Here is a 26,641-nt window from a genome sequence, read left to right on the forward strand (position 1 = left end):
TTACCACTGTCCACCGTGGCGTTGCGGCTGGGACTCCGGTGGCAGAACCGGTCCGCCATAGGGCAGTTGGATGGTGTGGTCGGTTATGGGCGTCGGGTCTGCACGACGCAGCGGATCCAGCCCCGGCGGGGGTACGGCGGTGTCGTCGCCGGGCGGCCGGGGTGCGTTGCGGGCGCCTCGGACCAGGAGGTTGGGGTCCTGGTTCTCGCAGTACGTGTACAGGTACGGCTCGGGATAGTTCGGGATGAACGGCACATCGCGTTGATGTGGGTAGTCGCACACCGGCCGGGGATAGATATCGGCGATCGCCCAGATGGCGCCGTCGTGCATCAGGGAACGGATTCCGTCGAGGAGTGGTTGGCGCTCGTCGTTGAACATCCGGTCGAGGGCGGGAACCCGCACCTGGGACAGTTGAGCCACCGTGGTCAGGTCGCCGAGCAACTGCACCATGGTGGGCGAGTTGTTGTCGATGACGGAATCCACGGTCTTCAGCAGATCCGGGGTCTTGTCGAGCAGAGTTCGTATGCCTGCGTCTTTCTGGCCGATTCCGCTGAGCGTCCCGTCCAGATTGTGTGACAGGGCGGTCAGTCCACCGGACGAGTCATCGAGAATCTTGAACATTGTGCGGCTGCTGCGCAGCAACGTCATGGTCTGCGGCAGCACCCCGTCAAGGGTGTTGAGCAACAGCGCCGAACCGTTGAACAGAGCGCGCAGTTTCTCCGGTCCCTGTTCGCTGACTCCGAGTTCGTCGATGACCGATCGGATCTGTTCGGGGTCGGCCTGTGCCAGCACACCGTCGACATTGGTCAGCAGGCGCCACAAGGGAACCGGAATCTCGGTCTGACTGCGGTCGATCACCGCACCGTCCGACAAAAACGGACCGTCGGTCTGCTGCGGAGCGAAGTCCAGGTACTGCTCCCCGGCGGGAGAAAGCCCGGACACCCGGACAGCGGTGTCGACCTGAGGAATACGAGCATTGTGGTCGATCATCGCCGTGGCGACCACCCCATTGGCGGACATGTCGACCGACTTCACCCGGCCGACGGGGATGCCCCGGACCGTGACGTCCTGGCCGGGCAGCAATCCACCGGACTCAGCCAGGTCCACCTTGACGGTGATCTGACGGTCGAACGGGTCGGCCCGCAACGCACCGAACGCCAGATACGCAACGCCAAGCACCACCAGGAGCAGCTGGCCGACGACCGACAACATCAGCCGGCGCGTGGTGGCGACCCGGACCACGCGAATCACCATGGTCGACAACGGGTTCAGTACGGATCGCAGGTTCATTGCGGCGGCCCCCAGATCTGGCCCCGGTCAGGGCCCCAGACCCGGTCGCCGAGCTGGGTCAGGACGAACCGGATCGAGCCGACCATGTTGTCCCAATTGGCCCACTTCGGCCCGGTGAATCCCGGGTCGGCGTAGTGGTTCATGTCCGGGATGTGGCCGATCGCGACCTGCTGAAGATCGACGTCGGCGCCGGCGGCGTTGCTGCCGAACAACTTCAGTGCCGCCGGCAGAAACCGCAGGAAGTTCGCCATGGTCACCCTGGGGTCGGTGGAGGCCTCGTTGAAGGCGGCCGACAGGGTATTCAGGTCGTGGATCCAGCTACGGGTGTCGGTTCCCTGGATGGCCGGGAACTTCTGCAGTTGCGCAGTCACCGTACCGATCTCGTTGACCAGGTCCACGATCGCGGCAGTGTTGTCCGCGATCGTCAGCAACGCCGGCGTGGCGGAGTCCAGTACCTCGTTGATGGTGTCGCGACGGGCATTGAGCTCGTCGGCCAGTCTGGCGGTCGCCGCCAGCATGGTTCGGATCTCATCGGAGCGGTCGGCCATGGTGGAGACCAGTGCCCGGGACTCGTGGATCAAGCTGGTGAGTCCCTCACCTTCCTTGCCGAGCGCCCCGCCGACACCGTTGAGCACCCGTGTCAGGTTCCGGATCACGCCGCCGTTCACGATCATCGACGTGGTGGCCAGCACTTGCTCGACGGTTGCGGCAGCGGTCGTGGATTGCTGTGGGATTCGGTCCCCGTCCGCGAGCAGCGCCCTGCCGGCCGAGCCCGATGCCGGCGGGGTGAGGGAGACGAACACGTCGCCGAGCGGTGTCGCCGAACGTAATTCGGCGGTGGTGCCCTTCGGCAACCGGATACCGTCCAGAATGCGCATCTGCACGACGGCGGTGTAGTCCTTCGCACTCATGCCGATCACCTCACCGACGTCGGCGCCGCCGACGCGCACCTTGGCCCGGTCGGGCAGATTGAGGGCGTTGGAGAACTCCGCATCGAGCTGGTAGGTCGGCCCACTGAGCCCGGGGGCCGGCAGCGGCAGTTCTTCTACTCCGGCGGAGCATCCCACCAGCGCGCTCGACATCAGGACCCCGAGCGCAACGTGCAGGACGGTCTTCATCGATCCCCCAACTTCGTCATCGCATCGAGCATGGTGGTCATCCCGAAGTCGGGGCCAAGATCGCGGATGGAACCGGTGCGGCAGCCCAATTGGCGCAATCCCAGGATGTTGCAGACTTCCTTGGTCATCGAGCTGTCGAAGAACACATTGTCGAAATGGGCGCCGACGCGCAGCATTCCGTTCTGCATGTCGATGGCGCCTGCGGCGTTGTCGATCGCCAGAGGTGCCACGTCGAAGACCTCGGAGAGTTCACGGCGGTAGTCCACGAGGGCTCGGCTGAGCTTGGCGCTACTGGTGATGCTGTTCTCGAGCTTGTCGCCGTTGTTCCCCAGGAGATCGTTGAGCTGGATGAGCAGGTCGTTGAGCTGTCGGCCGGTGTCACCGCGACCGAGGCCCTCGGCTGCCAGCACGTCGGTGAGTTGCCGGACGTAGGAACCGAATTCACGGACCTGGACCTCATTGCGGGCCGCGCCGTCGGTGAGCTTGCTCAGGTTGGTGACGATGGCTTCGAGGTTCTGCTTGGTGGCCGCGCCGCCGTCGGCCCCGGTGCGCAGCGCATCGGACAGTCCGGCCAGGGCGTTCTTGATCTCAGGTCCGCTGGTGGAGGTGATCGCCTGGGTGGCCGACATCAGGTCGGCCAGCGGTCCGTTGCCCTGGCCGTCGCCACCCATCGCGCCGCCGAGTTTGTCCACCATCTTCAGGACCCGATCGAATTCGACTGGGGTTCTGGTCGATTGCAGTCCCAGCACGGCGTTGTCTGCCAGCAGCGGTCCTCCAGAGTAGGCGGGGGTGAGTTCGACGTGGCGGTCGGTGAGGATGGAGGTTCCGACGGTGACCGCGGAGACGTTGGCGGGAATATCGGTGCCGGGCTCGACCTCGATGCCCACGTCGACGTGGTTGCCGCGGTTGTCGATCGAGGTCACCCGCCCGACCGGCATGCCGAGAACCGACACGTCGTTACCGACGTACAGGCCGATGGCGTTGTCGAACTGGGCGGTGAACTGCAGTGGCGCCGTCGGGGCCGGACGTAGCAGGTAGGCGCCCGTGACGGCCAGCGCCACTGCGACGATCAGTACCGTCACGAGTGCGGTCTTGCGTGTCATTCGCAGTCCTTGAAGTATTGGTAGCGCTCCGGCCACTTCCACTGCTCGGCGCGCCCGCTGATGGCGCACATCCAGGAATCCACCATCAGCCCACCGGGCAACATGAAGTCGAGGAACGGTCCCGATCCGGTGGCATTGGCGGCATTGCGCATCGCCGCCGGCATGATCTGGAACAGGTTGCGCAACAAGGCATCGTGGTCGCCGAGCATCGAGGTGACCTGTTGGAGGTCGGCCAGCATCTTGTCGATGTATCCGCTGTCGGCACCCATGACATCTTCGGCCGTGGTGATCAGGGTGGTGGCCGCCCGCAGCAGCCGCTCGACGCTCTGCCGCCGTCGGACGATCTCCCCGATGAGCTCGCCGCCCTGGGTGACGAGCGCTGCCAGATCGTCCTGCTGGCGGCCCAGGATCTCGGCCACACTCGCGGTGTTCCGCAGCAGATCGGAGATCTGATCGCGGCGCTCGGAGATGATCGCCGACAGGCTCTTGATGTTGGCGAGCGCATCGGGCAGGACCGCCGGCACTCCGGTGAGTTGCTGTGACAGCGTCTGCATCGACGTGGCGAACCGCTCGGCATCCACGTCCTCGAACGTCGTCGTCGAATCGGAGAGCAACTTCTGTAGGTCGTAGGGGACCGACGTTTTCGCCAGCGGGATTCGGTCGTCGGCCAGTGTGCCGCCACCCTTGGGGCGCAACTCGACGTAGCGTGAGCCCAGCACCGTGGTGAGTTTGATGGCGGCCTTGGTCTCGGTGCCCAGGCGAATGTTGTTGTTCAGCTTCATGGTCACGACGACTCGGTTGACGGCCAGCTTGGTGGCGCTGACCACGCCGACCGGGACCCCGGCGATGCTGACCTGGTCGCCGGATCGCAGGCTGGCCCCCTGCAGGAACTCGGCGGTGTAGGTCCGCTTGCCGAGGTGCATCGAGCTGAGGGTCGTGCTCGCGAGGATCACGACGGTCAGGGCCAGCAGCGCGACGGTGCCGATCACCGCCGTGTTGCGGTCCTCGAGGGTGCGGGGCCGCGCTCGGTTGGGTCGCCTCATCGTGCTCATCACCTGCACTTCGCCGTGTACTTGCGCTGCCCGCCGGGGGTGGCCGCGTTGACGATGGTCGGGATGATCGGCTTGAGGAAGTTGAACAGGGTGAAATTGAAGTCGCACGGCATCGCGTTCATGGCGGTGGAGTCCCCGGTGATGCGCGACAGTCCCTTGAGTACCGCGGGCAGGTTTGATCCGAGGGTTGCCCAGCCGTCGCGGTGGGCGACCATTGTCGAGAGCATTCCGGGCTCGCGGCTCAGTAGATCGTGCAGCTCGGGCTGCGTCGCGGTGGTGATCGCCGACAGCCGCGAAACCACCGTGGCGATCGAACCGGTCGAGTTCACCAGCTCGTCGCGGTGCGCGTTGAGTCCGGCGATCACCGAGCGCAGCTGGCCCAGGGTGGTTTGGAGTTGCGTGCCACGGGAGGCCAGATTCTCGGTGACGGCGTTGAGGCTGTCGATCACCCGGCCGAGGACTTGGTCCGGACCGGCCATCGATCGCGCCAGCTCCGAGGTCTGCGCCACCAGTACCACCACCGAGTCGGAATCCCCTTGTAGCGCATTGATCAACGCGTTGGAGAGGTTGCCGCGGTTCGTCGGATCGAGCAGCGTGAACATGGGCTCGAAACCGTTGAGGAGATTGGTGACGTCGAACGACGGCTCGGTGTGCTCGACGGGGATTGCGGCGCCGTCGGCAAGCCGCTCGGGACGGCCGAAGTCGGCCAGGGTCAGGCCGATGTACCGCTGGCCGATGATGTTCTGGTAGACCACCGAAGCCTTGGTGTTTCCGTACACCGGCTGATCGCGCTGCACCCGGAACCGGACCGTGGCCAGGGAGGCCTCACCCGAGCCGGGATCGTCGAGCGTCACCGAGTCGACCCGGCCGACCCGCACCCCTGCCACCCGCACGTCTGAGCCTTCCCGGAGCCCGGTGACATCGGTGAACTGTGCGGTGTAGGTGAAGGTGTCGCCGGCAACCTCCCGGCGCAGCGTCACCAGGATGGTCCAGGTCAGCGCCAGGCAGACCGCCATGAAGGCGGCGAGCCAGACCAACATGCGGGCGCGCGCGTTCATGGTGTTCCCGAGGGCTGTTCGGCGGGCAGTGGGGGAGGCCCGACGTCGATGGGCACCGGGTCGGCGGGAGCCGGGGCGGGGACGAATTCCTCTGGGGCAGGTGGTATTTGCAGCGCGTTGTGAAGTACCTCGTCGGCCGGATTGGCCGGGTCGGGCAGGATGATGCCGTCCGGCGGGACGTAGGCGCGAGGGTCGGGCAGGCCATGGGTGTCGACGATCGGAATGCTCTCGGGTGCGGTCTGGCAGCTCGGGCCGCGCAGCTCGCCGTAGACCGGGCAATCTGCTCGGTTGTACAGCCGCAGCGGCGCAAGCGCGACGACGAGCTTGAACGTGAACGTCACCTTCTGATTGGTGCGGGTCCACATTTCGTCGAAGAATCCGTTGACCACGTTGTTCAACCCGACGGCGACGGCCGGGAACTTCCCGGAGCGGTCGGCGAGCACCCCGATCACCGGGGTGAGGTTGGTGGTGATGCCCACCAGTTCGCCGGCGTGGTTGTCCATCGCGGTGCGCATGGTGCCGACGGTGTGGTTGGCGCCGGTCAGCAGATTCGCCAGCGCCGCATGCTGTTCGGCCACGGTGCGCATCGGCTTGACCGCGTTCTGCAATGAGTCCAGTAGATCGGGGGCGGTGTCCGAAAGGGCACTGAGCGCGGAGTTCCACGTCTGCAGGGTGGGCGGGCCGGAGTCGTCGGTGCGCAGCTCGTTCATCTCGGTCACGATTCGATTGAGACCCTGTGCCGCCGAGGTCAATTCGGGTCCCTTACCGGCGGTGGCATCGGCGATGGCGCGCAGCACCCCCAGGGTGTGGTCGGTGCTGGGTCGGCCCACCGCGGCGACCAGCTCGCGCACCTTGGCCAGCGTGGTCTGGAACAGCTGGGTCGGCAGTGCGGTGTCCTGGCCGATGACGTCACCAGTCCGGATCGGCCGGCCCCCGCTGTCGTTGTCCACCAGTTGCACGGTGGACACCGCGAAGGCATTGCCGGGGATGATGCGGGCGGTCACGGTGCTGGCGATGTGGGCAACGTAATCGGGGCGGAGGTCGATGTTGACGATGTTGTCTCCACCGCCCAGCGCGGGCGTGACGGATCGCACCGCGCCGACCAGAACGCCGCGGTACTTGACGTCCGACTTCGGCGGCAGCCCGTCGCCCACGCTGGGCAGATGCGCGATGATCTGAACCCGGCGATCGAGCGATCCGGTGGACTTGGCGAACATCAGGTATCCGGCGATCGCGCATATCACCAGGAACACCACGCAGGTGAGAACCAGGGCGCGTTCGGAGGGCCCGCGGCCGTCGAGTTCGAACGGGTTCGGCATCAGCCGCCCAGCCTTCCGCCGGCGTCGACGCCCCAAAATGCCATCGTGAGCATCATGTTGGTGACGACCATCAGCGTGATGGACAACCGCATGGCGCGTCCGGCCGCGATGCCGACGCCCTGTGGGCCGCCGGAGGCGTAAAACCCGTAGTAGCACTGCACCGTGGACATGATTGCCACGAACACCGCCACCTTGATCACCGCGAAGAACATGTCGCGGCCTGAGAGCATCAGGGCGAAGTAATGCAGGTAGGTCCCGGAGGCCTGGCCGCTGGCCAGATAGACCACGAGCTGACACACCACGAAGTTCAGCGCCAGGCACACGACGAACAGCGGAATGACCGCCATCGCCGACGCCAGCACCCGGGTGGTCACCAGATAGGGGATCGGGCGGATGGCCACGGATTCCAGTGCGTCGATCTCCTCGGAGATCCGCATCGAGCCCAGTTGCGCGGTGAAACGGCAGCCGGCCTGGATCGCGAATGCCAGCGCGGCCATCATGGGCGCCAGCTCGCGCACGGTGGCCAGCGCGGTCAACAGCCCGGTCGCCGGTCCCAGCCCGAGCAGGTTCAGCGCGTTGTACCCCTCGATCGCCACCACCGCCCCGGCGGCCGCACCGACCACGAGCACCACCCCCGCGGTGCCGCCGCCGACCACGATCGAACCGTTGCCCCAGGTGACATCCGAAGACAGCCGCAGGAATTCGCGAGGGTACTTCTTGATCACGATCGGGATGCCGGCCAGGGTACGGAAGAAGAACGCGACGATGTGGCCGTTGCGGGCCATCTGGTACTCCGTGGTGCGCGCCGCGGTCGTCAGCGGGCGCAGGCCGAGAGGAACGTGTGTGGCGGCCACGTCAGAAACTCGTCTTCGGGAAGAGCACCAGATACATCTGGCTGATCAGCGTGTTGGTCAGCAGCAATAATAGAATCGATTGGACGACAGCGGCATTCACCGAGTTCGCCACGCCTGCGGGCCCGCCTCTGGTGTCGAGTCCCTTGTAACAGGCGATGACGGCGACGATGATGCCGAACACCATGGCCTTGATCAATGTGAGGACCAGGTCGTCGACCGTGGCGAACGACGAGAACGTCGTGGTGTAGCTGCCCGGGGTGCCGCCCTGCAGCATGACCGTGAACGCGTATCCGGCGAGAAATCCGATGAAGCAGGTGAACCCGGTCAGCGCCACCGAGACGATCACCGCAGCGGCAAGGCGGGGTACCACCAGCCGTTGGATCACCGAGATTCCCATGACCTCCATCGCGTCCGTCTCGTCGCGGATGGTCCGTGCACCGAGGTCGGCGCTCATCGCCGAGCCGACGGCGGCGGCCATCAGGATCGCCGCGACCAGTGGCGCTCCCTGCTTGATCACCGCCAGGCCGTTGGCCGCACCGGCCAAGGCCGTCGCTCCGAGTTGTCCTGCCAGCAAGCTGAATTGGACGGCCAGGGTGACGCTGATGGGCACCGCGATGAACAAGGTCGGCACCACGGCGGTGCGGGCCATGAAGACCGCCTGTTCGACGAACTCCCAGAACGGGAAGCGGCCCCGCACCAGATCGCCGAACAGGTACTGGACGGTGCGGACCGCCAATATGCACTGGCCGCCGACGGTGCGCAGCGAGGCGATCGGGTGCCGATCCAGGTACCCCCACCACCACCGCAGGACCTGATCGGTCGCTGCGGTATCCGCGGTCTCTGCGTCCGACGGCGCGTGTGGCACGGTCAGTGAGCCCGGAAGATGACGTTGAGTCGCTTGAGTCCGCGCAGCATGAAGCTGGGCTCGTACTCGTAGTCGTTATCGGCGGCGAGCTCGATCGAGCTGAATCGACAGGCGATGTCCTCCAAAGCGATTCGCGCCTGCAGCCGGGCCAGCGCGGCCCCCAGACAGGAATGGATACCCTGGCCGAATGCCAGGTGCGTCCTGGCATTCGGGCGGTCCGGGTTGAACTCCTCGCTGTCGTCGTACTGCGCCTCGTCCCGGTTGGCCGAACCGAACACCAGCACCACCAGTGAACCGGCCGGAATCGTGTAGTCACCTAGGCGCGCTTCGGCCTTGGTGATGCGGAACATCGACTGCACCGGGGTGAGGAAGCGCAGCGCCTCCTCGACGAGCAACTCGGAACGGGCCGCCGGATCTTCCTGCAGCCAGCGCCACCACTTGGGATTCAGCGCGAGCTGGTGGAGCGTGCCCGTCATCAGCTTGCGCGAGGTCTCGTTTCCGGCGATCAGGATCTGCTGGATGATGCTCAGCGCGGCGCCGGTGGTCAGCGGTTCGTCGTCGTTGGCGTTGGACGCCTGCACGAGACCGGTGATCAGGTCGTCCTGTGGATTGGTGCGGCGATCGGAGAGTTCGGCGGCGAAGAAACGCTGGTACTCGAGCAGGCTGCGAGCTTGCTCCAGTGCACCGGCCTCGTCGATCTCGGCGCCGATGGTCAACGCGAATTGGTCGGACCAGCGCCGGAAATCGTCGATGCGGTCGTCGGGAACGTTGAGTGCTTGGGCGATGATCCGCAGCGGCAACGGCGCGGCGAACTGTTCGACGATCTCCACCGGTTCGTCGGTCGGCAGCGTTTCGAGTAGTTCGCCGACGACAGAGCGGATGCCCGGTTCGCGCTGAGCGACGAAGCGCGGGGTGAACGCGCGGGCGACCATCCGGCGGTAGTAGTGGTGGTCGGGCGGGTCGGCGGTCAGCAGCGTCGGGATCATGTCCCAGCCCTGTCCCTTGAGCTCTTCGACCTCCTCGGCCACCGAGGGCGGCGGCGGCATCTGCGGCAGGCCGAACGCGGACGAGAACACCTCGTGGTTGGTCAGGGCCGCAGAAACCAGCTCCCGGGAGGTCACGAACCACATTCCCCGCTCGGCGACGAAGTGCACGGGTGCCTCCCGGCGCAGCGCCTGGTGCCAGGGGTGCGGCTCCTGCATCGTCTGTGGATTCAGCGGGTCGAACGATGTGATCGGGCAGGTGGCGGGCGGGCTGGTGATGTCGGTCAAGGCCGTCTCCAGGGTTGATGGGCGGGCTGCCCGGGGTTTGAATATATCCACTTGACTAATTGGTGGACCAATATAATAGTGAGATGGGTCATAGGCAAGGCCGAATGTGAGCACCCGGAAGGCGAGGGAAACGGTGCCGACAGCAGTGGTGACAGGAGCCGGCAAAGGTATCGGCCGGGCCATCTCGGAACGCCTCGCGGCAGACGGGATGGACGTGGTGGTGGTCGACATAGACCAGGCTGCCGCTGAAAAAGTGGCCGCTGCGGTCGGGGGTCGAGCGGTCGCGTGCGACGTCACCGATGAGCGGTCGGTGTCAGCGCTGGCGGACGCGGTAGGCCAGATCGGCGACATCGATGTACTGGTCAACAACGCCGGGATCTGGCGCTCACGAACCCTTGCCGAGAGCACCGTCGACGAGGTCGACGCCGTGCTGCGGGTCAACGTGCTCGGCAGTTGGCTGGTCACCCGCGCATTGCTCGACACCTTCGGGCCCGGTGGCGGCGCGATCGTCAACCTGACATCGGTACTGGCCGAGCTCGGCGGTGCCGGGCGCGGGATCTATCCGGCATCGAAAGCCGCGCTGGTCGCGCTGACCAAACAGATGGCAACGGAGTATGCCCCTCAGGGGATCCGGGTCAATGCCGTCGGCCCCGGCCTGGTCCTGACCGACGGCACGGCGCGCGAGTTCGCCGACTCGGGGTTGCGTTCGGCCATCGGTGAGTCGATGCCGCTGGGACGCCTCGGCGAACCGGCCGACATCGCGGCGGCGGTGGCCTTCCTGGCCTCGGCCCAGGCCGGCTACATCACCGGCCAGGTGCTCTACGTCGACGGGGGATGGGGCATCAACGGCTCGGCCTTCATCGGCACCGCCGTGCAGGAATACCTGGCGGGCCTGGCTGAAACACCCCTGAAGGCAACCCTGACAGAGGAGGCAGTGTGACCCGGGCAACCGAGAGAGCGGACAACGAGGTGGGCAGGCCGGGGGAGGCGCGATCGTCGGGACCGACGGTGCAGAGCCTGCTTTCCCACGACACCCGGGAAGTACCCGCACCGCTGTTGGAGGAGTCCTACGAGTTTCTCGGGTCGGCCGATATCGACAAGGATCGCTACTTCACCGCGGAGTTCCACCGGCTCGAGGTGGACCGGATGTGGAACAAGGTGTGGCAGTTCGCCTGCCGTGAGGAGGACATCCCCGAACCCGGGGACTACTACGTCTACGACCTGGCCGACATGTCGCTGATCGTGGTTCGCACCGCTGTCGGTGCGATCCGGGCTTTCCACAATTCCTGCCTGCACCGCGGTACCCGGCTGTGTGACGATGCCGGCCGGGTCAACCAGTTGCGCTGTCCCTTCCATGGTTTCACCTGGAGCCTGGAGGGCAACCTCACCGATGTGCCGGGCCGGTGGGACTTCCCGCATGTCGACGACGCGTCCTTTGCCCTGCCGGAGGCCCAGACCGCGACCTGGGCGGGGTTCGTCTTCGTCAACCCCGACCCCGCAGCGCCCCCGCTGTCGGACTATCTGGGCGATCTGGAAAAGCATTTCGCGCCCTTCAACCTGCAGGACCGGTTCAAGGCGATCCACGTCGCCAAGGTCGTCGACTGCAACTGGAAGGTCGGCATGGAGGCTTTCCTGGAGTCCTACCACGTCATCGCCACGCACCCTCAACTGCTGGAATACCTCGGGGACGCCAACACCCAGTACGACATCTACACCCGGTCCGACGGCCTACCCGGGTTCAACCGGATGATCACGCCGCAGGCGACCAGCAGCCCGCACCTGGAACCGCTGGAGCCCCAGGACGTGCTCGACGCCATGTTCCGGGACTTCTTCCCCGAGGGCGTCGGGGCGTTCGAGGTTCCGGACGGCCAGTCGGCGCGTCCCATCGTGGCCGCGGCGATGCGTGACAACCTCGCGCAGACCACCGGCGCCGACCTTTCCGGCACCAGCGACTCGGAGATCGTCGATGCGATCCAGTACTTCGTGTTCCCGAACATGGTGCCCTGGGCGGGCGTCGGTGCCCCGCTGACCTACCGGTTCCGGCCATATGGCAACGATCCCGATCGGTGCATTTTCGACATCATGATGCTGATTCCGTTGCCTGCGGGTGTGCCCAAACCCAAGACGGCGCCGCCACATTGGCTCGGGGCCGACGAGGACTACAGCGCCGCGCCCGAGCTGGGTGGGCTGTGCGCGGTGTTCAATCAGGATCTGTCGAATCTGCCCCGGGTGCAGCGCGGTCTGCGGTCGATGACCAAACCCGGTGTGACGCTGGCAAATTACCAGGAAGTCCGGATACGTCAGTTTCACCAGGATCTGGATCGGTACCTCGCCAGTGACGACTGAACTGCCGTTGAGCACCCCGCCGGCCACCGCGCTGCGCAATGATGTTCCGATGAGCGAGGTCACCAGCACCCGATCGGGACCGGGCCGGCCGGCGGGCACCGACAGCGTGGACACCCGGCAGCGGGTGCTCGACGCCGCATGCCAATGTTTCGCGCAGTACGGCTACGGACCGGCGACCAACAACCTGATCGCGGAGATGGCCGGGGTCACCGCCGGTTCGCTGCACTACCACTTCGGATCCAAGAGCAATCTGTTCGAGGCGGTCTGCGATTACGTGTACGGCAAGATCGTCGCCCGCTCAGTGGATGCGCTGGCCGGCCCGCACTCGGTGCGCGGCTTGTTGCGGGCGGTGCTTGCCGAATCGATGCGGATCAACCATGAGTCACCAGAGCTGGCCGGTTTCGTGGCCACCGCCCCCATCGACGCCCGGCGTCATCCAGAGTTGTCCGAGGCGTTCGCCAAGCAGGCCGAGGCAATGGGCAACACGCTGGCGCAGGCGGTGACTGCCGGGCAGCGCGCGGGCCTCATCGCCGAGGGGCTGGATGCGGTCGCCGTCGCGGGCATGATCAGTGCCATTGTCGACGGCTTCGCCCACGCCGCGGCCAACACCGACGTCACCGCGATGGACTCGATGAACGAGCTGTTCGGACGGTTGCTCCTCGAATCCGACGGTGTGCCGTAGTCGATGCTCACCACGCCCAGACCCGACTGCGCGGCAACGGTTGTCCGGCTGCGCCAAACCTTCGACAGTGGGAGAACTCTCGACCTGGACTGGCGCCGCGCCCAACTGCGCGCACTCGCCACGATGCTGACGGACAACGGCGATGCCATCGTGGACGCGGTCGCGGCAGACCTGCGCCGCCCGGCGTTCGAGACCTGGCTCGCCGAGATCGTCGCTACGGTGAACGAGGCTCGCTACGCGGCCAGGCACCTGGGCCGGTGGACCAGACGCAGGCACCGGCTGCTGGAGTGGACACAGCTACCGGGCCGGGCCTGGATCCAATACGAGCCCTACGGCACGGTCTTGATCATCGGCCCGTGGAACGTCCCGTTCCAACTCAGTCTGACGCCGGCGATCGGGGCGATCGCGGCGGGAAACACCGTGGTGGTCAAGCCATCCGAACTTGCACCGGCTTCCTCGCGGCTGATGGCCGAGCTGATACCGCGCTACCTCGACGCCGAGGCGGTGGCCGTGGTCGAGGGCGACGGCGCGGTCACCCAGGAGCTGATCGCGCAGGGGCTGGACCGGGTGCTGTTCACCGGTGGCACCGCGACCGGCCACAAGATCATGGCGGCCGCGGCCGACCATCTGACCCCGGTCACCCTGGAGTTGGGCGGTAAGAGCCCGGTGATCGTGGCCGACGACGCCGATGTCAAGACCGCCGCACGCCGGATCGCCTGGATCAAGTTGATGAATTCCGGTCAGATATGCATCGCACCCGATTACGTCCTGGTGCATGCGGCCGTGCGGGATCGGTTCGTCGAGGAGATCCGGGCGGCCATCGCGAATTTCCGGACCGGGGTGCCGACCGGGTTGCCGATCGTCAACGAACGTCAGTTCGCCCGCCTGGCGGGCGCGTTGGCCGCCACCGAGGGTGAGGTCGTCGTCGGTGGGGGCACCGATGCCGAGCGGCTGGAGATCGAGCCAACGGTTGTCGTCGAACCCCATCCGGATGAGCCGCTGATGACCGACGAGATCTTCGGCCCCGTCCTGCCGGTGCTGACCGTCGAATCGGTCCAGCAGGCGATCGAGTTCGTCCGACGGCGACCCAAACCCCTTGCCGCATATCTGTTCACCGCCTGCAAAGCGACCCGGGAGCGGGTCGTCCGGGAGGTTCCGGCGGGCGGGATGATGATCAACCAACTACTGCTGCAGGTGGCGACGGCGAAGATGCCGTTCGGTGGGGTCGGACCGTCGGGGATGGGCGCCTACCACGGCAGGTTCGGGTTCGAGGAGTTCAGCCACCGTAAATCGGTGCTGGCCAAGCCAACTCGCCCGGATCTGACGGCGATGTTCTATCCGCCCTACACGGACAAGAGAATGCGGCTGCTGCGGCGGTTGGCGTGAGCCAGACGATTTCGTAAGACAGATCGTGACGATGGAGAATCCATGGATACCAGCCTTCTTCGGGACAGCCCTTTTCTGACCGGCCATCACCAGCCCAATCGCATGGAGGTTGACGCCCCGGATCTGGTGGTCCGCGGTGAGCTGCCGCAGGACCTGGCCGGAGTGTTCTACCGCAACGGTGCCGAGCCGCTGTACCCGCCGACCGACGAGGACTATCACTGGTTCGACGGTGACGGCATGGTCTACGCGTTCTTCCTCGAGAACGGCCGGGTGTCCATGCGCAACCGTTGGGTGCGCACCGACAAGTTCCTGCTGGAGCAGGGGGAGGGCCGCCGGTTGTTCGGCGTGCTGGGCAATCCGATGACCACGGATCCGAAGACCTTGGGCACCCGCTACAACACCGCCAACACCAACGTCATCATCCACGGTGGCAGGCTGCTGGCCCTGATGGAGGGCGCACCGCCGGTGGCCCTGGATCCCCGCACGCTCGACACCCTGGGCGAGGAGACCTATGGCGGCCTCATCACCACGACGTTCTCGGCGCACCCCAAGGTCGACCACGCCACCGGCGAGCTGATCAACATCGGCAATGCGGTGCACGGCCTGGGCGGGGACGCGGTGATCCGTTACGACGTCATCGATTTCGATGGCGTTCCGGTGGTCACGGAGCTGATTCCGGTACCGCACATGACGATGCTGCACACCTTCTTCGTCACCGAGAACTGGGTGGTGTTCCCCGTCATGCCGCTCGAGCTGAGCCTTCAGCGGGCCATGCGCGGCGGACCGATGACGGCCTGGGTGCCCGGCCGGCCGAGCAAGCTCGGACTGATGCCCCGGCGCGGGACCGCTGCCGACGTGCGCTGGATCGAGGTGGAGTCGCGGCACATGCTGCACGAGGCCAACGTGTGGGAGAACGAACAGGGCCACATCGTCGCTGATGTGGCTGCCGCGGAGGGCACTGCACTGTTTCCCGACGTTGACGGCAACCGCGCCAGCCACGCGGATACCCAGCAGAGCTTGCGGCGCTGGACGATCGACCCGCATGCGACGTCGGACACCCTCAACGAAGAGATCATCAACGACCGTGACATCCAGTTTCCGCGACCCGACGACCGCTTGATGGCACAGCCCAGCCGGTATGCGTTCGCCAACAGCAATCTGAAATCACGCGATGGCCGGGTCGACGGCATGGATTCGGCATTGCGCGTCGACACCGTGACCGGGGCCGAGGATCTCTATCACTTCGGTGCCGGGGCTGCCGCCGGCGAACTCATCTTCGCTCCCCGGGTCGGCAGCACCAACGAACTCGATGGTTACGCACTGACATTGGTGCATCGGGACGGCGCTAGGGAAAGCGAACTGGTGGTTTTCGACGCGGCTGACATCGCCGGCGGTCCGATTGCCAGTGCCGTCATTCCGTTCGGTGTGCCCAGTGGATTCCACTGCAGCTACTACAGCGTGGACAGCCCGCTGTACCGGCAGGCGTTCCTTCGACGTTGACTCTGCGGTGAGGGCGCGGGCTTCTCGTGCTTGTGCGCCCTGCACGCAGAGTCAGTGAGCGCGGGCCCACCCCGGGAGTCGAAAACCGCCGTTGACATGGCGAAGTGATCTCTGTTACTAATTAATTATCTGACCGACCAATAGATGGGAAGCTGATGACGCCAGGGACGGCCGAGCTGGTGCAGATCTTCACCACCGCCACGCGGATCAAGGTGTGCGACGAGAAATTCCGGTCTCTGATCCTGACCGGGCAGGTCAGCGCCCAGTATTACTCACCGCGCGGGCAGGAGATCGTGTCCTCGTCGATCGGCGCGCTGCTGCGTCCGGACGATTATCTGGTCACCACCTATCGCGGCCTGCACGACCAGCTCGCCAAGGGTGTGCCGATGCGGGAGTTGTGGGCCGAGTTCTTCGGCAAGGCCACCGGCACCTGCAAGGGCAAGGGCGGCCCGATGCACATCACCCACCCCGAGTCCGGACTGATGGTCACGACGGGAATCGTCGGCAGCGGCCTGCCGATCGCCAACGGCCTGGCTCTGGCCTCCCAACTGCAGGGCGGCGACCGGGTCACCGTCGTCAACTTCGGTGATGGCGCCACCAACATCGGGGCATTCCACGAGGCCTGCAACCTGGCGTCGCTGTGGAAGCTGCCGGTGGTGTTCTGTTGCCACAACAACCGATACGCCGAGCACACCTCTTTCGAGGGCGGCACCAGCGTGGACCGGGTGGCCGACCGGGCGGCGTCCTACAAGATGCCCGGTGTGCGGGTCGACGGCAACGACCCGGTGGAGATGTACGGCGCGGCACGCACCGCGATCGACCGGGCCCGGGCCGGCGAAGGCCCAACACTGCTGGAAGCCATGACCTTCCGGTTCTACGGCCATCAGATGTCGGATCAGAACGAGTACATGAAGCCCGGCGAGCTCGACGCCGGACGCGCCGCCGACCCGGTGCTTCGGTTGCGGGCCAAGCTGATCGAAGTTCGGGTGCTCACCGAGGACGAAATCACCACCATCGAGGCGCAGGCAAAGGCCGAAGTGCAGGATGCATTCGAGTTCGCCGAATCCAGCCCGGTTCCCGAGCTTTCCGAGCTCCTGACCGACGTCTACCAAGGGGTGTGAGGCCATGACCACTGAAACCGCAGAGACCGCCGAAACAGTGGAAGCGGTTCCGATGCTCGGCTTTCAGGCCCTCGGGAGCGCGCTCGACGACGCACTGTCCCGTGACCCGTCGGTGATCCTGTTGGGCGAGGACATCGCCGACCCCAGCGGCGGGGTGTTCAAGGTGTCCGCCGGGCTGTCCACGAAGTACGGCACCGAACGGGTGCGCGCGACGCCGATCAGCGAGCAGGCCATCGTCGGCGCCGCGGTGGGCGCCGCCATCGCCGGTATGAAGCCGGTCGCCGAGATCATGCTGATGGACTTCCTGGCCGTGTGCCTCGACCAGGTGTCCAACCACGCCGCCAAGCTGCGCTACATGTCCGGTGGGCAGACCACGGTGCCGTTGACGATCCGTTGTGCCGCCGGCGCCGGAATGCAGTTCGGGGCACAGCATTCCGAGATGCTGGAGGCCTGGCTCACCCACATTCCGGGCCTGAAGGTCGTGGTGCCGAGCAACCCCGCTGACGCCAAGGGGTTGCTCACCGCGGCGATCTTCGACCCCGACCCGGTGGTGGTGGTCGAGCAGAGCCTGCTGTATTTCGCTCCACCGCAGCCGGTTCCGGTCGGCCATCATGTGGTTCCGCTGGGCTCCGCGGCGACGGTGCGACCGGGCAGCGACGTCACGTTGATCAGCTACGGCAGGCAGGTGCACACCGCTCTGGCCGCCGCCGAGCAACTCGCGCAGGAGTCGATCGACGCCGAGGTGATCGACCTGCGATCCCTGGTGCCACTGGACGAGAGCAGGATCCTGGAATCCGTCGCCCGCACCAAACACGCCGTGGTGATCCACGAGGCGGTGCGGCGGGGCGGATTCGGTGCCGAGCTGGCCGCGCTGATCACCGAGAACCTGTTCGACGAGCTCGGTGCTCCCGTGCAGCGGGTGGCCGGCGCCGACACCCCGATACCCTTCGCGAAGGTCCTGGAGGACGCCTTCGTGCCGGGACAGGACGCCATCGTCGAGGCGGCCAAGCTTGCGGTATCCCGGTCGCGGGCCACCGCCGGGTCACGCGGCTAACCTCCGTGGTCCATGCGATCGGGCAGTACGCTCGTCAGGATCCAGGGGCGGTCGCGCTCACCGACGGCACCACCGCGTGGACGTGGCCGCAGCTCGATGAGCGCCTGAACCAGACCGTGAATTGGCTGCTGGCGCAGCAGTTCCCGCCGGGCGCTCGGGTGGCGGTGATGGGTGCCAACAGTGTGCACATCGTGCTGGCACACCTGGCCACCACCTACGCCGGGTTGTCGGCGGTGCCGGTGAACGACCACCTGACCGCAGATGAGGTCGGCTACATCCTGCGTGACGCCGCCGTACATACGGTGCTGTGCAGCGCAGACGTGGCCACCACCGTGCGCGCGGCGGACCCCGACGTACAAGTGGTGGCCTGGGGCGACCTCGAGGTCGTGACGGCGCAGTATTCCGACAGCGAGCCGCCCGCTGACATTGCGCCGGTCAAGCCGCTGTACTACACCTCGGGCACCACCGGCCACCCCAAGGGGGTCGAGCTACCGGATCAGATGTTTCCCGGCGGCGCTTCGATGGTCGAATACGTTCAGCGCGTGATTGACTCACCCATTCGCACGCCGGGCAGGCAAATGGTGATAGCTCCCATGCACCACACCGGGCCCATGGCAGGTGTGCGCGGGATCGTGGCGGGGCAACCACTGGTCATCCTGCCGAAGTTCGACGCCGAGCGGGTGCTCGCCACCATCGACCGCGAGCGCATCGAGGCCACCATGATGGTGCCGACACACTTCTCCCGCCTGCTACACCTGCCTGCCGACGTCCGAAACCGCTACGACGTCAGCAGTGTGAAGAGCATCGTGCACACCGGTGCGCCCTGTCCGATCGAGGTGAAGCGGGCCATGATCGACTGGTTCGGCCCGATTCTGGTCGAGGCGTACGGCTCCACCGAGGCCGGGACGGTGACCCTGATCAACTCGGTCGACTGGCTGGAACACCCAGGGTCGGTGGGGCGGGCCATGCCGGGGTACGAACTCAGCGTCCGCACCGAGCAGGGCGAGGTGCTGCCCAGTGGCGCAGCGGGATTGGTCTGTGTGCGATCCAGCGTAGGGCACCGTCCCAGTTATCACGGCGATCCGGAGAAGACCCGGCGCAGCTATGTGGCCGATGGGGTGTTCGCGCTCGGTGAGATCGGCTATCTCGACGACGACGGCTACCTGTACCTCACCGACCGCGCCTCGGACCTGGTCGTCAGCGGAGGCGTCAACGTGTACCCGGCCGAGTCGGAGGCGGTGCTGCGCCGGCATCCCGCCGTGGCCGACGTCGCTGTGATCGGCATCCCGCACGACGACCTCGGCGAACAGTTGTGTGCCCTGGTGGTGACCACCGATCCTGGTGCCGAACCCGCCGAACTGGTCGCATGGACGCGAGATCGCATGGCTCACTACAAGTGTCCGAATCTGGTCGAGATCGTCGACTTCGATCTGCGTTCGGTGATGGGGAAATTGAACAAGCGGCAACTGCGGGACCGCTATCTGGCCCGGCCCGCTGCCGGCACGACGTCGGCCGGGAGGCCCTGATGGACACTGTCGAACTGACCCGTGACGCCGAATCGCCGGCGTTCTCGTTCACCGAGGAACATGCTGCGCTGCGCGGCGTGCTCGGCGACCTCTTCGCCGACGCCGGCGAGACCGGTTGGCGCAGACTGCTGTCCGATGTCGGGGCCGACGAGATCGTCTTCGACACCGCGGACGCCACAGAGTCGACGGCGACGGCCGTCGACTTGGCGATTCTCGCCGAACAGGCCGGCGCAGCGCTCTTCGGCGGCCCGCTGTCGCCCAGCGTGGCCGCCGGCGTGCTGGCCGCGAGCGTCGGGGACCCGGCGCTGGTGGCCCCGCTGCGCGACGGGACGCGAACGATCGCCGCTGCCACGGACGCCCGGCTGACCACGAACCCGTCCGGTGGAATCGACGCGAGCGTGGCGCCGGTGTGGAATGCGCCCGGAGCCGACGCGGTGGTGGTCTCCGGAACTTTCGAGGGCGCGCCCGCGGTGGCTGTGCTGGACGGTGTCGCCGGGGCGATCGAAGAGCTGTCCGGCCTCGATCTGTCCCGGCCGTTGGGGAGACTGACGGTCAAGGGAGCCCAGCCGGCTGTTCTGCTCTGCGGCGAAGAGGCCGCCCCGGTGTGTATCGAGATGGCGCGGCGGGCCGGCCTGGTGACCTCTGCCGAATTGCTCGGAGTGGCTCAACACGCATTGGATGCGACCGTCGAATACGTCGAGAAGCGAGTGCAATTCGGCCGCACCATCGGTTCCTTCCAGGCGGTCAAGCATCGGTTGGTGGATCTCTTGGCGGCAGTGGAACTCACCCGCTCGGCCGTCTACGGTGCGGCCTGGCGGCTCAGCGGTGAGCCGCGGCTGAACACGGACATCGACCTGGCTGTGGCGGCGCTGCTGTCCCGGCAGACGGCACTCGCGGTCACCAAGGCCGCCGTCCAGCTGCACGGTGGCATCGCCATCACCTGGGAATACTGGGCACACCGCTACCTGCGGCGAGCCAATTCGGTTGTCGCGCTGACCGGTTCGCCCAGTGTGTACCGGCAGCTGCTGGCCGACCTGATCGATCGACGGGATGCTGACAGTGTCTGAGCAACTGCACGACGGTGAGCTGCGCGACGAGGTCGAACGCTGGGTGGTCGACAACTTTTCCGGCGCAGGCGAAACCTGGTACGCCGCACTCGGGGACCGCGGCTACACCGTGCCGCACTGGCCGCGAGAACACGGCGGTCTCGGCTACACCGAGCCGCAGGCCGCGGTGGTGCGGTCGGTGCTGGCCGACCACGGTGCCGGGCTGCCGGACCACTACTTCGTGCCGTTGATGCTGATCGGCCCGGCCATCATGGACTGGGGCACCCCGGAACAGCAGCGGAAGTACCTGCCCGGCATCGTGGCCGGTGCGGACATGTGGTGTCAGCTGTTCAGCGAACCCGGGGCGGGATCGGACCTGGCGAGCCTGGCCACGCGTGCGGTGCCCGAGGGCAATTCGTGGCGGATCAACGGACAGAAGGTGTGGAGTTCGTTCGCCACCGAATCCCGCTACGGGATGCTGCTGGCCCGCACTGACCCGGATCAGCCGAAGAACGCCGGTATCACTTGCTTCCTGGTCGATATGGCCTCGCCCGGCGTGACTGTGCGGCCGCTGCGCCAGCTCACCGGCGACGAGCACTTCTGCGAGGTGTTCCTCGAGGACCTGGAGTTGGGCGCCGAGACGGTGCTCGGCAAGGTCAACGACGGCTGGCGCGTCGCCATGACGACCCTGAACGCCGAACGATCCGGCCTTTCAGAAACCTCCAGCGCCAGTGGCATCCCGTTGGCGCCGGTGCTCGAGTTGGCGCGGCGCACCGGACGTTGGAACGATCCCGTGGTTCGAGATCGGCTGGTCGATCTGTTCGCGAAAGAACATGCGCTGGCGCTGACCAATCTGCGTTCGGTCGCTGAGTCCCGCACTCCCGGAGGCTCTCCGACAGGGTCGATCACCAAACTCGTGCTGTCTGAGTTATCCCAGGAGATCAGCGAACTCGGTTTCGAGCTGGGCGGAGCCGAAGCGGCCTACTGGGATGGCGCGATGCCCGCGGAGACGCACGATCTCCTCGACAGCCGCCGGTTCACCATCGCCGGCGGGACGTCCGAGGTGCAGCGCAACATCGTCGGCGAACGCGTGCTGGGCCTGGAACGCGAGATCGATCCGGGGCGGGGCAAGCCTTGGCGCGAACTGCGGCGCGGCTGACGTGCCGACCGTCACCGTCCGGCCGTCGGGGATCACCTTCGAGGCGGCCCAGGGGCAGACGGTGATGGCTGCCGCGGTGGCGGCGGGGCTTCGCTGGCCGACGGTGTGCGGCGGAAATGGCGATTGCCTGGTCTGCCACGTCGGCGTGCTCGAGGGAGCGCAGCACCTGGCGAAGCCGACGGTGACCGAGACGGAGGCGGTTCGCCACCTCACCGGGGATCGGGGTGGACGCGGCGAGCACGTGCGGTTGGCCTGCCAGGCCGGGGTGCTGGGAGACGTGGTTGTCGAGAAACGTGGAGTGCGCAAACGGCGCATCGCAACCGAACAGTCAGTAGAACAGGAGGAGTCGGGTGGCTGAGATCATCGATCCCGAGATCATGGAGATCCACGATGGCCGGCTCAGGCTGGTCGGCGGCCGCTGCGGTACCTGCGGAGAGATCGAGTTTCCGCGCAGGGAGTCATGCCGCGACTGCGGTGGCGTCGACATCGCTGCGATGACGCTGGCCGATCACGGGGTGCTCTGGACCTGGACTGTGCAGCGGTTCCCACCGCCGAGCCCGCCGTACTTCGGCGCCGCAGACGATTTCGAGCCGTTCGGGGTGGGGTATGTGGAACTTCCCGGAGAGGTCATCGTGGAGGCGCGGCTGACCGAATCGGATCCGAACCGGTTGCGGATCGGCCTCCCGATGGTGCTCACCAGCATCGACGTCAGCACCGAAACCGGGCAAACAGCCCAGACTTTCGCGTTTGCACCGGTTGCACAGGAAGGGGAGCGGTCATGAACTCCGTGGCGATCATCGGCGTCGGGTGCCGTCCGTTCGGGCGTTATCAGAACGCCTCGGTGCGCAGAGAGGCCGTGACGGCCGTGCGGCAGGCGCTGGCAGACGCATCGGTGACCTGGCCGCAGATCGAGTACGCCGTGGGCGGCAGCATGTCGGCCGGGTCGGCCGACACCCTGGTGTCCGATCTGGGGTTGACGGGTGTGCCATTCGTCAACGTGTTCAACGGCTGTGCCACGGGCAGCAGTTCGCTGATCTCGGCAGAGCACACCATCGAGGCCGGCGCGGCGGATCTCGCGCTGGTGGTCGGCTTTGACTCGCACCCTCGGGGAGCCTTCGCGATCGATCCCGCCGCCATGGGGCTCGGCGAGTGGTACGGCCCGTCGGGCCTGGCACTGACCTCTCAGTTCTTCGCCCTGAAGATCCAGCGTTATCTGCACGAGTTCGGTCTGCCGGAACGGCTGCTGGCCAAGGTGGCGGCCAAGGCATCCCGCAATGGTTCGCTCAACCCCAATGCCTGGCGGCGCAAGCCGCTGTCGGAGGCCGACGTGGAAGCGTCGATGATGCTGTCAGATCCATTGCGTCAGTACATGCTGTGCTCGCCGGGTGACGGCGCGACCGCGATCGTGTTGTGCAATGCGGACAAGGCCAGGAAGTTCAGCCCGCACCCGGTGTACGTCGCGTCGTCGGCAGTGCGGACGCGCCGTCCCGGCTCGTTCGAGGTGCTCAGTCCGTCGCTGTCGGTTCGCCGCGGGGACAGCCCGACCGTGGACGCCGCCACGGCGGCATTCGACATGGCCGGCATCGGGCCGGCCGACGTGGACCTGGCCCAGCTGCAGGACACCGATGCGGGCGCCGAGATCATCCACCTGGCCGAGACCGGGCTGTGCGCCGACGGTGAGCAGACCGAGCTGATCGACTCCGGCGCAACCGAACTCACCGGTCGGTTGCCGATCAACACGGACGGTGGATGTCTGGCCAATGGGGAACCGATCGGCGCATCGGGCCTTCGGCAGATTCATGAGAACGTGCTGCAACTGCGTGGCACCGCCGGCGACCGTCAGGTGGGCGGACAGCCCAAGGTGGCCCTGTCCCACGTCTACGGTGCGCCAGGGCTCAGTGGCTGCACGATTCTCACCAGATAGGCGCTGGCCCCCGTGCCCTGCCCCGGCGCTGTACATCCCCGCTGACACATCCCGAAAGGCCTGACCACGATGGAAATCAAGATGCCCAAACTCGATGTCACGATGACCGAGGGCGTGTTCATGGGCTGGCTCGTCCCCGATGGTGCGACCGTGGCGGAGGGTGAGGACCTCTACACCGTGGGGACCGACAAGGTGGAGACCGACATTCCCGCGCCGTGTACGGGCACCCTGCGCTGCGGCGACATCGTGTTCCAAGCGGCCTACCCCGTGGGCGCCACGCTCGGCTCGCTCGACCCTATCGGGTGAGCGAGACGAGCTCCTCGCAGAACTTCACGGTCTCGGCGGTGTCGGTGGCCAACGGATGCACGAGCATCGTGGTCACACCGGCCTCGGCATATGCGGCCAGGCGTTCCTTGACGAATCCCTTCGGCCCGACCAGCGACACGTTGCGCACCAGATCGTCGGGCACCGCCGCGATGGCCTCGGCCTTCTTGCCGGCCAGGAAGAGGTCCTGGATGTGATCGGCGACCTCACCGTAGCCGTACCGGGTGGCCAGCTTGTGATAAAAGTTCTGCCCGCGGGCGCCCATGCCGCCGATGTACAGCGCCAGTTGGGGTTTCGCCCAGGCGAGCCGGTCGTCGACGTCGTCACCGATGGCCAGGCTGGCGCTGACCATGACGTCCAGCGCCCCCAGCGCCGGGTCGCGCTTGGCGGTCCCGGCGCGAAGGGCGTCGCCCCACACGTCGTCGGCCTTCTCCGGGAGGTAGAACACCGGCTGCCAGCCCTCGGCGATCTCGGCCGTCAGCTCGACGTTTTTCGGTCCCAGCGCGGCGATCGTGATCGGAATGCGCTCACGCACAGGGTGATTGATCAGGTGCAGCGATTTGCCCAGGCCGGTGCCGCGGTCGGCGGGCAGGGGCAGCTGGTAGTACTTGCCGTCGTAGTCGAGGTTCTCGCGACGCCACACCTTGCGGCAGATCTCGACCACCTCGCGGGTGCGGCCCAGCGGCGCGTCGAACGGCACTCCGTGGAAGCCCTCCATCACCTGGGGGCCGGAGGTGCCGATGCCGAGGCGGAACCGCCCGTCGGACACGTAGTCCACCCCGGCCGCGCTCATTGCCATCAGGGCCGGCGTGCGGGTGTAGATGGGAACCACGCCGGTGCCGAGCTCCATGGTGGAGGTCTTGGCGGCCAGATAGCCCAGCTGGCTGATCGCGTCATAGGAGTACGCCTCGGCGACCAGGGCGATGTCGACGCCCACCTTCTCCAGTTCGACGACTTGGTCGGCTGCTTCTTTGAAGCCGCCGGCATAACTCAGGAAGATTCCCGTCCGCATGAAGGAGTTATATCACCATCAACCGGTTGGTTGGGAATGTGGGAGCCGTCGATTGAGTGCGCAGGCTGTTGAGGCGCAGCGAAGATTGACAATCGGGCAGGCTGTTTAACTACGCGCTGTAATTGGCACGCGAAAGCGAGTAAAGTGATCTAAGTCACATTCTGTGTCGGGCGTGGGGCGTTGTGTATGTATTCCGCCAGCTCCGGTAACCCTGACGGCCGAGACCGCGAGGCGGCGATCCGTCGTCATTCCGCCGGGCCGGGGTCCTTGGCGACCGTCCAAGCGCTGAAGGTCGACTTTACAATGAACGAGTATATTGTAACGGCGTTGGTTCGATGTGCCGCTCGACGGCAATGCGGTATGCCGCTCCGGCGCTTCAGCGTTCGGGCTATGGGCCAGGAGTGAAGCATGTTTCGACGGGTCGTGTCATCGCTGTGGCCACGGCGATCCAACCTTGATGAGCGCAACCGGAAGGCTTGAACAATGCCACAATTGGCGGTGGTGACCGGCGGGGCCGGCGGAATGGGACTGGCGACGGCGCGCATCCTGGGCAAGGATATGACCGTACTGATAAGCGACGTCAGTCATGATCGGCTGGAGTCTGCGCGACGTGAGCTCAGCGATGCGGGAATCGATTGCGCCGCTACGGTCTGCGATATCACGGACAGTAGATCGGTGCGCCAACTTGCTGAATACGCTCAGCGACTGGGAACGGTGACTTCCGTCGTGCATACTGCGGGATTGAGCCCGAGCATGGCGGCGGCAGAAGCTATCTTGCGGGTCAACGCGGTTGGCACCGTACTGGTCAACACCGCTTTTCATGGCATTGCCACCGAAGGTATGGCGCTGGTCAACGTGGCCTCTGTGGCCGGACACCAGCTTCCTGGCGTCGTTGCGCCAAAACGCATGTACCGGCGGGCATTGAGTGATGTCGAGCGGTTTTCCGCGGGCTTGGTGAAGATGTGCAACCTCGTCCCATTTGCGCTGCGCCCGCAGATCGCGTACATGCTGAGCAAGAACTTTGTCATCTGGTACAGCAAGGCCATGGCCGGGCGATTCGGAAGCAAGGGCGCCCGCGTCGTGTCCGTCTCGCCGGGATCATTCGAGACCCCGATGGGGCAGCTGGAAAAGGACGCCGGCGCCGGAGCCCTGGCTGAGCTCGGCGCGTTGAAACGATTCGGCCATCCATCAGAGATCGCCGCACTCCTTGCCTTCTGTGCGAGCAGCGGGCCCGGGTATCTCACCGGCACCGATATTCTGTGTGACGGCGGAGTTATGGCGGCGATGACCCCACTCAAGATGCTCCAACTCGCTCGATCGCAGTAAGGGCCGTCCGTCGGTCATTGGCTATCAGATCGGCGGTGCCGAAGTCGGATGTTCGATCTGGAACCGCGCACCGGTCCGCGGGTATTTGCTGAGAACGTGATGAGAGTCGCGGTGGCTCGGCATGCCGCGTGCACGAAACGACTCCGACGTCCGCTTTGGGATCAACTCCGGTCAGCGGTGGAGGTTGCCACGGAACCAGTTGTCATCCTGGACTTGGGTCCTAGGAAGGTATTGACTTTCCGGCGCGATCGGGCCTGTTTGCGCAAGCAGCTGAACGGTTTTCAGGGCGTGATCCGAACTGTTCC

At 66.1% G+C, this 26,641-nt stretch carries 25 protein-coding genes; 15 read left to right on the top strand and 10 right to left on the bottom strand.

Features of this window, described 5'->3' with window-relative positions:
• The 9 genes from HBE63_RS01995 to HBE63_RS02035 are packed head-to-tail and all read right to left on the bottom strand — an operon-like array spanning position 1 to position 10,044.
• Positions 1–1,290, bottom strand: coding sequence for an MlaD family protein (locus HBE63_RS01995; protein WP_166902823.1), 1,290 nt, complete (start codon positions 1,288–1,290; stop codon positions 1–3).
• On the bottom strand, positions 1,287–2,408 hold the full coding sequence (locus tag HBE63_RS02000) for an MlaD family protein (RefSeq protein WP_166902825.1): 1,122 nt from the start codon (positions 2,406–2,408) through the stop codon (positions 1,287–1,289). Before HBE63_RS02000 ends, HBE63_RS01995 begins: the two co-directional genes overlap by 4 nt.
• The gene (locus tag HBE63_RS02005; protein ID WP_166902827.1) at positions 2,405–3,511 is read right to left on the bottom strand and encodes an MlaD family protein; all 1,107 of its coding nucleotides are present in this window, start codon (positions 3,509–3,511) and stop codon (positions 2,405–2,407) included. The genes HBE63_RS02000 and HBE63_RS02005 overlap by 4 nt, the downstream gene beginning before the upstream one ends.
• Positions 3,508–4,554: an MCE family protein gene (locus tag HBE63_RS02010; RefSeq protein ID WP_166902829.1), complete on the bottom strand. Its 1,047-nt coding sequence runs from the start codon at positions 4,552–4,554 to the stop codon at positions 3,508–3,510. The genes HBE63_RS02005 and HBE63_RS02010 overlap by 4 nt, the downstream gene beginning before the upstream one ends.
• A gap of 8 nt (positions 4,555–4,562) precedes the next feature.
• Entirely contained in the window at positions 4,563–5,621 is a 1,059-nt protein-coding gene (locus HBE63_RS02015; RefSeq protein WP_166902831.1) for an MCE family protein, read from the bottom strand.
• Complete coding sequence (locus HBE63_RS02020) at positions 5,618–6,940, bottom strand: MlaD family protein (RefSeq protein ID WP_166902833.1); 1,323 nt, start codon at positions 6,938–6,940, stop codon at positions 5,618–5,620. Before HBE63_RS02020 ends, HBE63_RS02015 begins: the two co-directional genes overlap by 4 nt.
• On the bottom strand, positions 6,940–7,794 hold the full coding sequence (locus HBE63_RS02025; protein ID WP_371814891.1) for an ABC transporter permease: 855 nt from the start codon (positions 7,792–7,794) through the stop codon (positions 6,940–6,942). The genes HBE63_RS02020 and HBE63_RS02025 overlap by 1 nt, the downstream gene beginning before the upstream one ends.
• Position 7,795: 1 nt before the next feature.
• Positions 7,796–8,665, bottom strand: coding sequence for an ABC transporter permease (locus tag HBE63_RS02030; protein WP_166909255.1), 870 nt, complete (start codon positions 8,663–8,665; stop codon positions 7,796–7,798).
• On the bottom strand, positions 8,662–10,044 hold the full coding sequence (locus HBE63_RS02035; RefSeq protein WP_166902835.1) for a cytochrome P450: 1,383 nt from the start codon (positions 10,042–10,044) through the stop codon (positions 8,662–8,664). Before HBE63_RS02035 ends, HBE63_RS02030 begins: the two co-directional genes overlap by 4 nt.
• 19 nt (positions 10,045–10,063) lie before the next feature.
• Between HBE63_RS02035 and HBE63_RS02040 the strand changes: the two genes are divergently transcribed.
• From HBE63_RS02040 to HBE63_RS02105, 14 genes are all read left to right on the top strand, one after another.
• Positions 10,064–10,870 carry an SDR family NAD(P)-dependent oxidoreductase gene (locus HBE63_RS02040; protein ID WP_166902837.1) on the top strand — a complete coding sequence of 269 codons (807 nt, stop codon included), beginning with the start codon at positions 10,064–10,066 and terminating at the stop codon, positions 10,868–10,870.
• The gene (locus tag HBE63_RS02045; RefSeq protein WP_208301282.1) at positions 10,867–12,276 is read left to right on the top strand and encodes an SRPBCC family protein; all 1,410 of its coding nucleotides are present in this window, start codon (positions 10,867–10,869) and stop codon (positions 12,274–12,276) included. Before HBE63_RS02040 ends, HBE63_RS02045 begins: the two co-directional genes overlap by 4 nt.
• On the top strand, positions 12,266–12,958 hold the full coding sequence (locus tag HBE63_RS02050; RefSeq protein ID WP_243858452.1) for a TetR/AcrR family transcriptional regulator: 693 nt from the start codon (positions 12,266–12,268) through the stop codon (positions 12,956–12,958). The genes HBE63_RS02045 and HBE63_RS02050 overlap by 11 nt, the downstream gene beginning before the upstream one ends.
• 3 nt (positions 12,959–12,961) lie before the next feature.
• Positions 12,962–14,344 carry an aldehyde dehydrogenase family protein gene (locus HBE63_RS02055; protein ID WP_166902839.1) on the top strand — a complete coding sequence of 461 codons (1,383 nt, stop codon included), beginning with the start codon at positions 12,962–12,964 and terminating at the stop codon, positions 14,342–14,344.
• Between the two features lie 42 nt (positions 14,345–14,386).
• On the top strand, positions 14,387–15,844 hold the full coding sequence (locus HBE63_RS02060) for a carotenoid oxygenase family protein (protein ID WP_166902841.1): 1,458 nt from the start codon (positions 14,387–14,389) through the stop codon (positions 15,842–15,844).
• Between the two features lie 155 nt (positions 15,845–15,999).
• Positions 16,000–16,965 (top strand): thiamine pyrophosphate-dependent dehydrogenase E1 component subunit alpha, encoded by a 966-nt coding sequence (locus HBE63_RS02065; RefSeq protein ID WP_166902843.1) that lies wholly within the window; start codon positions 16,000–16,002, stop codon positions 16,963–16,965.
• 4 nt (positions 16,966–16,969) lie between these two features.
• Positions 16,970–18,019 carry an alpha-ketoacid dehydrogenase subunit beta gene (locus tag HBE63_RS02070; RefSeq protein ID WP_166902845.1) on the top strand — a complete coding sequence of 350 codons (1,050 nt, stop codon included), beginning with the start codon at positions 16,970–16,972 and terminating at the stop codon, positions 18,017–18,019.
• Between the two features lie 5 nt (positions 18,020–18,024).
• Positions 18,025–19,545 carry an AMP-binding protein gene (locus tag HBE63_RS02075; RefSeq protein WP_166902847.1) on the top strand — a complete coding sequence of 507 codons (1,521 nt, stop codon included), beginning with the start codon at positions 18,025–18,027 and terminating at the stop codon, positions 19,543–19,545.
• Positions 19,545–20,612 carry an acyl-CoA dehydrogenase family protein gene (locus HBE63_RS31245; RefSeq protein ID WP_243858454.1) on the top strand — a complete coding sequence of 356 codons (1,068 nt, stop codon included), beginning with the start codon at positions 19,545–19,547 and terminating at the stop codon, positions 20,610–20,612. The genes HBE63_RS02075 and HBE63_RS31245 overlap by 1 nt, the downstream gene beginning before the upstream one ends.
• Entirely contained in the window at positions 20,605–21,750 is a 1,146-nt protein-coding gene (locus HBE63_RS02085; RefSeq protein WP_243858457.1) for an acyl-CoA dehydrogenase family protein, read from the top strand. Before HBE63_RS31245 ends, HBE63_RS02085 begins: the two co-directional genes overlap by 8 nt.
• A gap of 1 nt (position 21,751) precedes the next feature.
• Positions 21,752–22,108: a 2Fe-2S iron-sulfur cluster-binding protein gene (locus HBE63_RS02090; RefSeq protein ID WP_166902851.1), complete on the top strand. Its 357-nt coding sequence runs from the start codon at positions 21,752–21,754 to the stop codon at positions 22,106–22,108.
• Positions 22,101–22,532 (top strand): Zn-ribbon domain-containing OB-fold protein, encoded by a 432-nt coding sequence (locus tag HBE63_RS02095; RefSeq protein ID WP_243858458.1) that lies wholly within the window; start codon positions 22,101–22,103, stop codon positions 22,530–22,532. The genes HBE63_RS02090 and HBE63_RS02095 overlap by 8 nt, the downstream gene beginning before the upstream one ends.
• Entirely contained in the window at positions 22,529–23,674 is a 1,146-nt protein-coding gene (locus HBE63_RS02100; protein ID WP_166902853.1) for a thiolase family protein, read from the top strand. Before HBE63_RS02095 ends, HBE63_RS02100 begins: the two co-directional genes overlap by 4 nt.
• 69 nt (positions 23,675–23,743) lie before the next feature.
• Positions 23,744–23,980, top strand: coding sequence for a lipoyl domain-containing protein (locus tag HBE63_RS02105; RefSeq protein WP_166902854.1), 237 nt, complete (start codon positions 23,744–23,746; stop codon positions 23,978–23,980).
• On the opposite strand, the gene HBE63_RS02110 is transcribed toward HBE63_RS02105, so the two are convergent.
• The gene (locus tag HBE63_RS02110) at positions 23,970–25,010 is read right to left on the bottom strand and encodes an LLM class F420-dependent oxidoreductase (RefSeq protein ID WP_166902856.1); all 1,041 of its coding nucleotides are present in this window, start codon (positions 25,008–25,010) and stop codon (positions 23,970–23,972) included. The two genes, HBE63_RS02105 and HBE63_RS02110, sit on opposite strands and share 11 nt — an antisense overlap.
• A 483-nt stretch (positions 25,011–25,493) precedes the next feature.
• On the opposite strand from HBE63_RS02110, the gene HBE63_RS02115 reads away from it, so the two are divergent.
• Positions 25,494–26,336, top strand: a complete 843-nt coding sequence (locus tag HBE63_RS02115; RefSeq protein WP_166902858.1) for an SDR family oxidoreductase — start codon at positions 25,494–25,496, stop codon at positions 26,334–26,336.
• Positions 26,337–26,641 lie beyond the last annotated feature (305 nt).

The organism is Mycobacterium sp. DL440, from assembly GCF_011745145.1.
In the GTDB taxonomy this organism is placed as follows: domain Bacteria; phylum Actinomycetota; class Actinomycetes; order Mycobacteriales; family Mycobacteriaceae; genus Mycobacterium.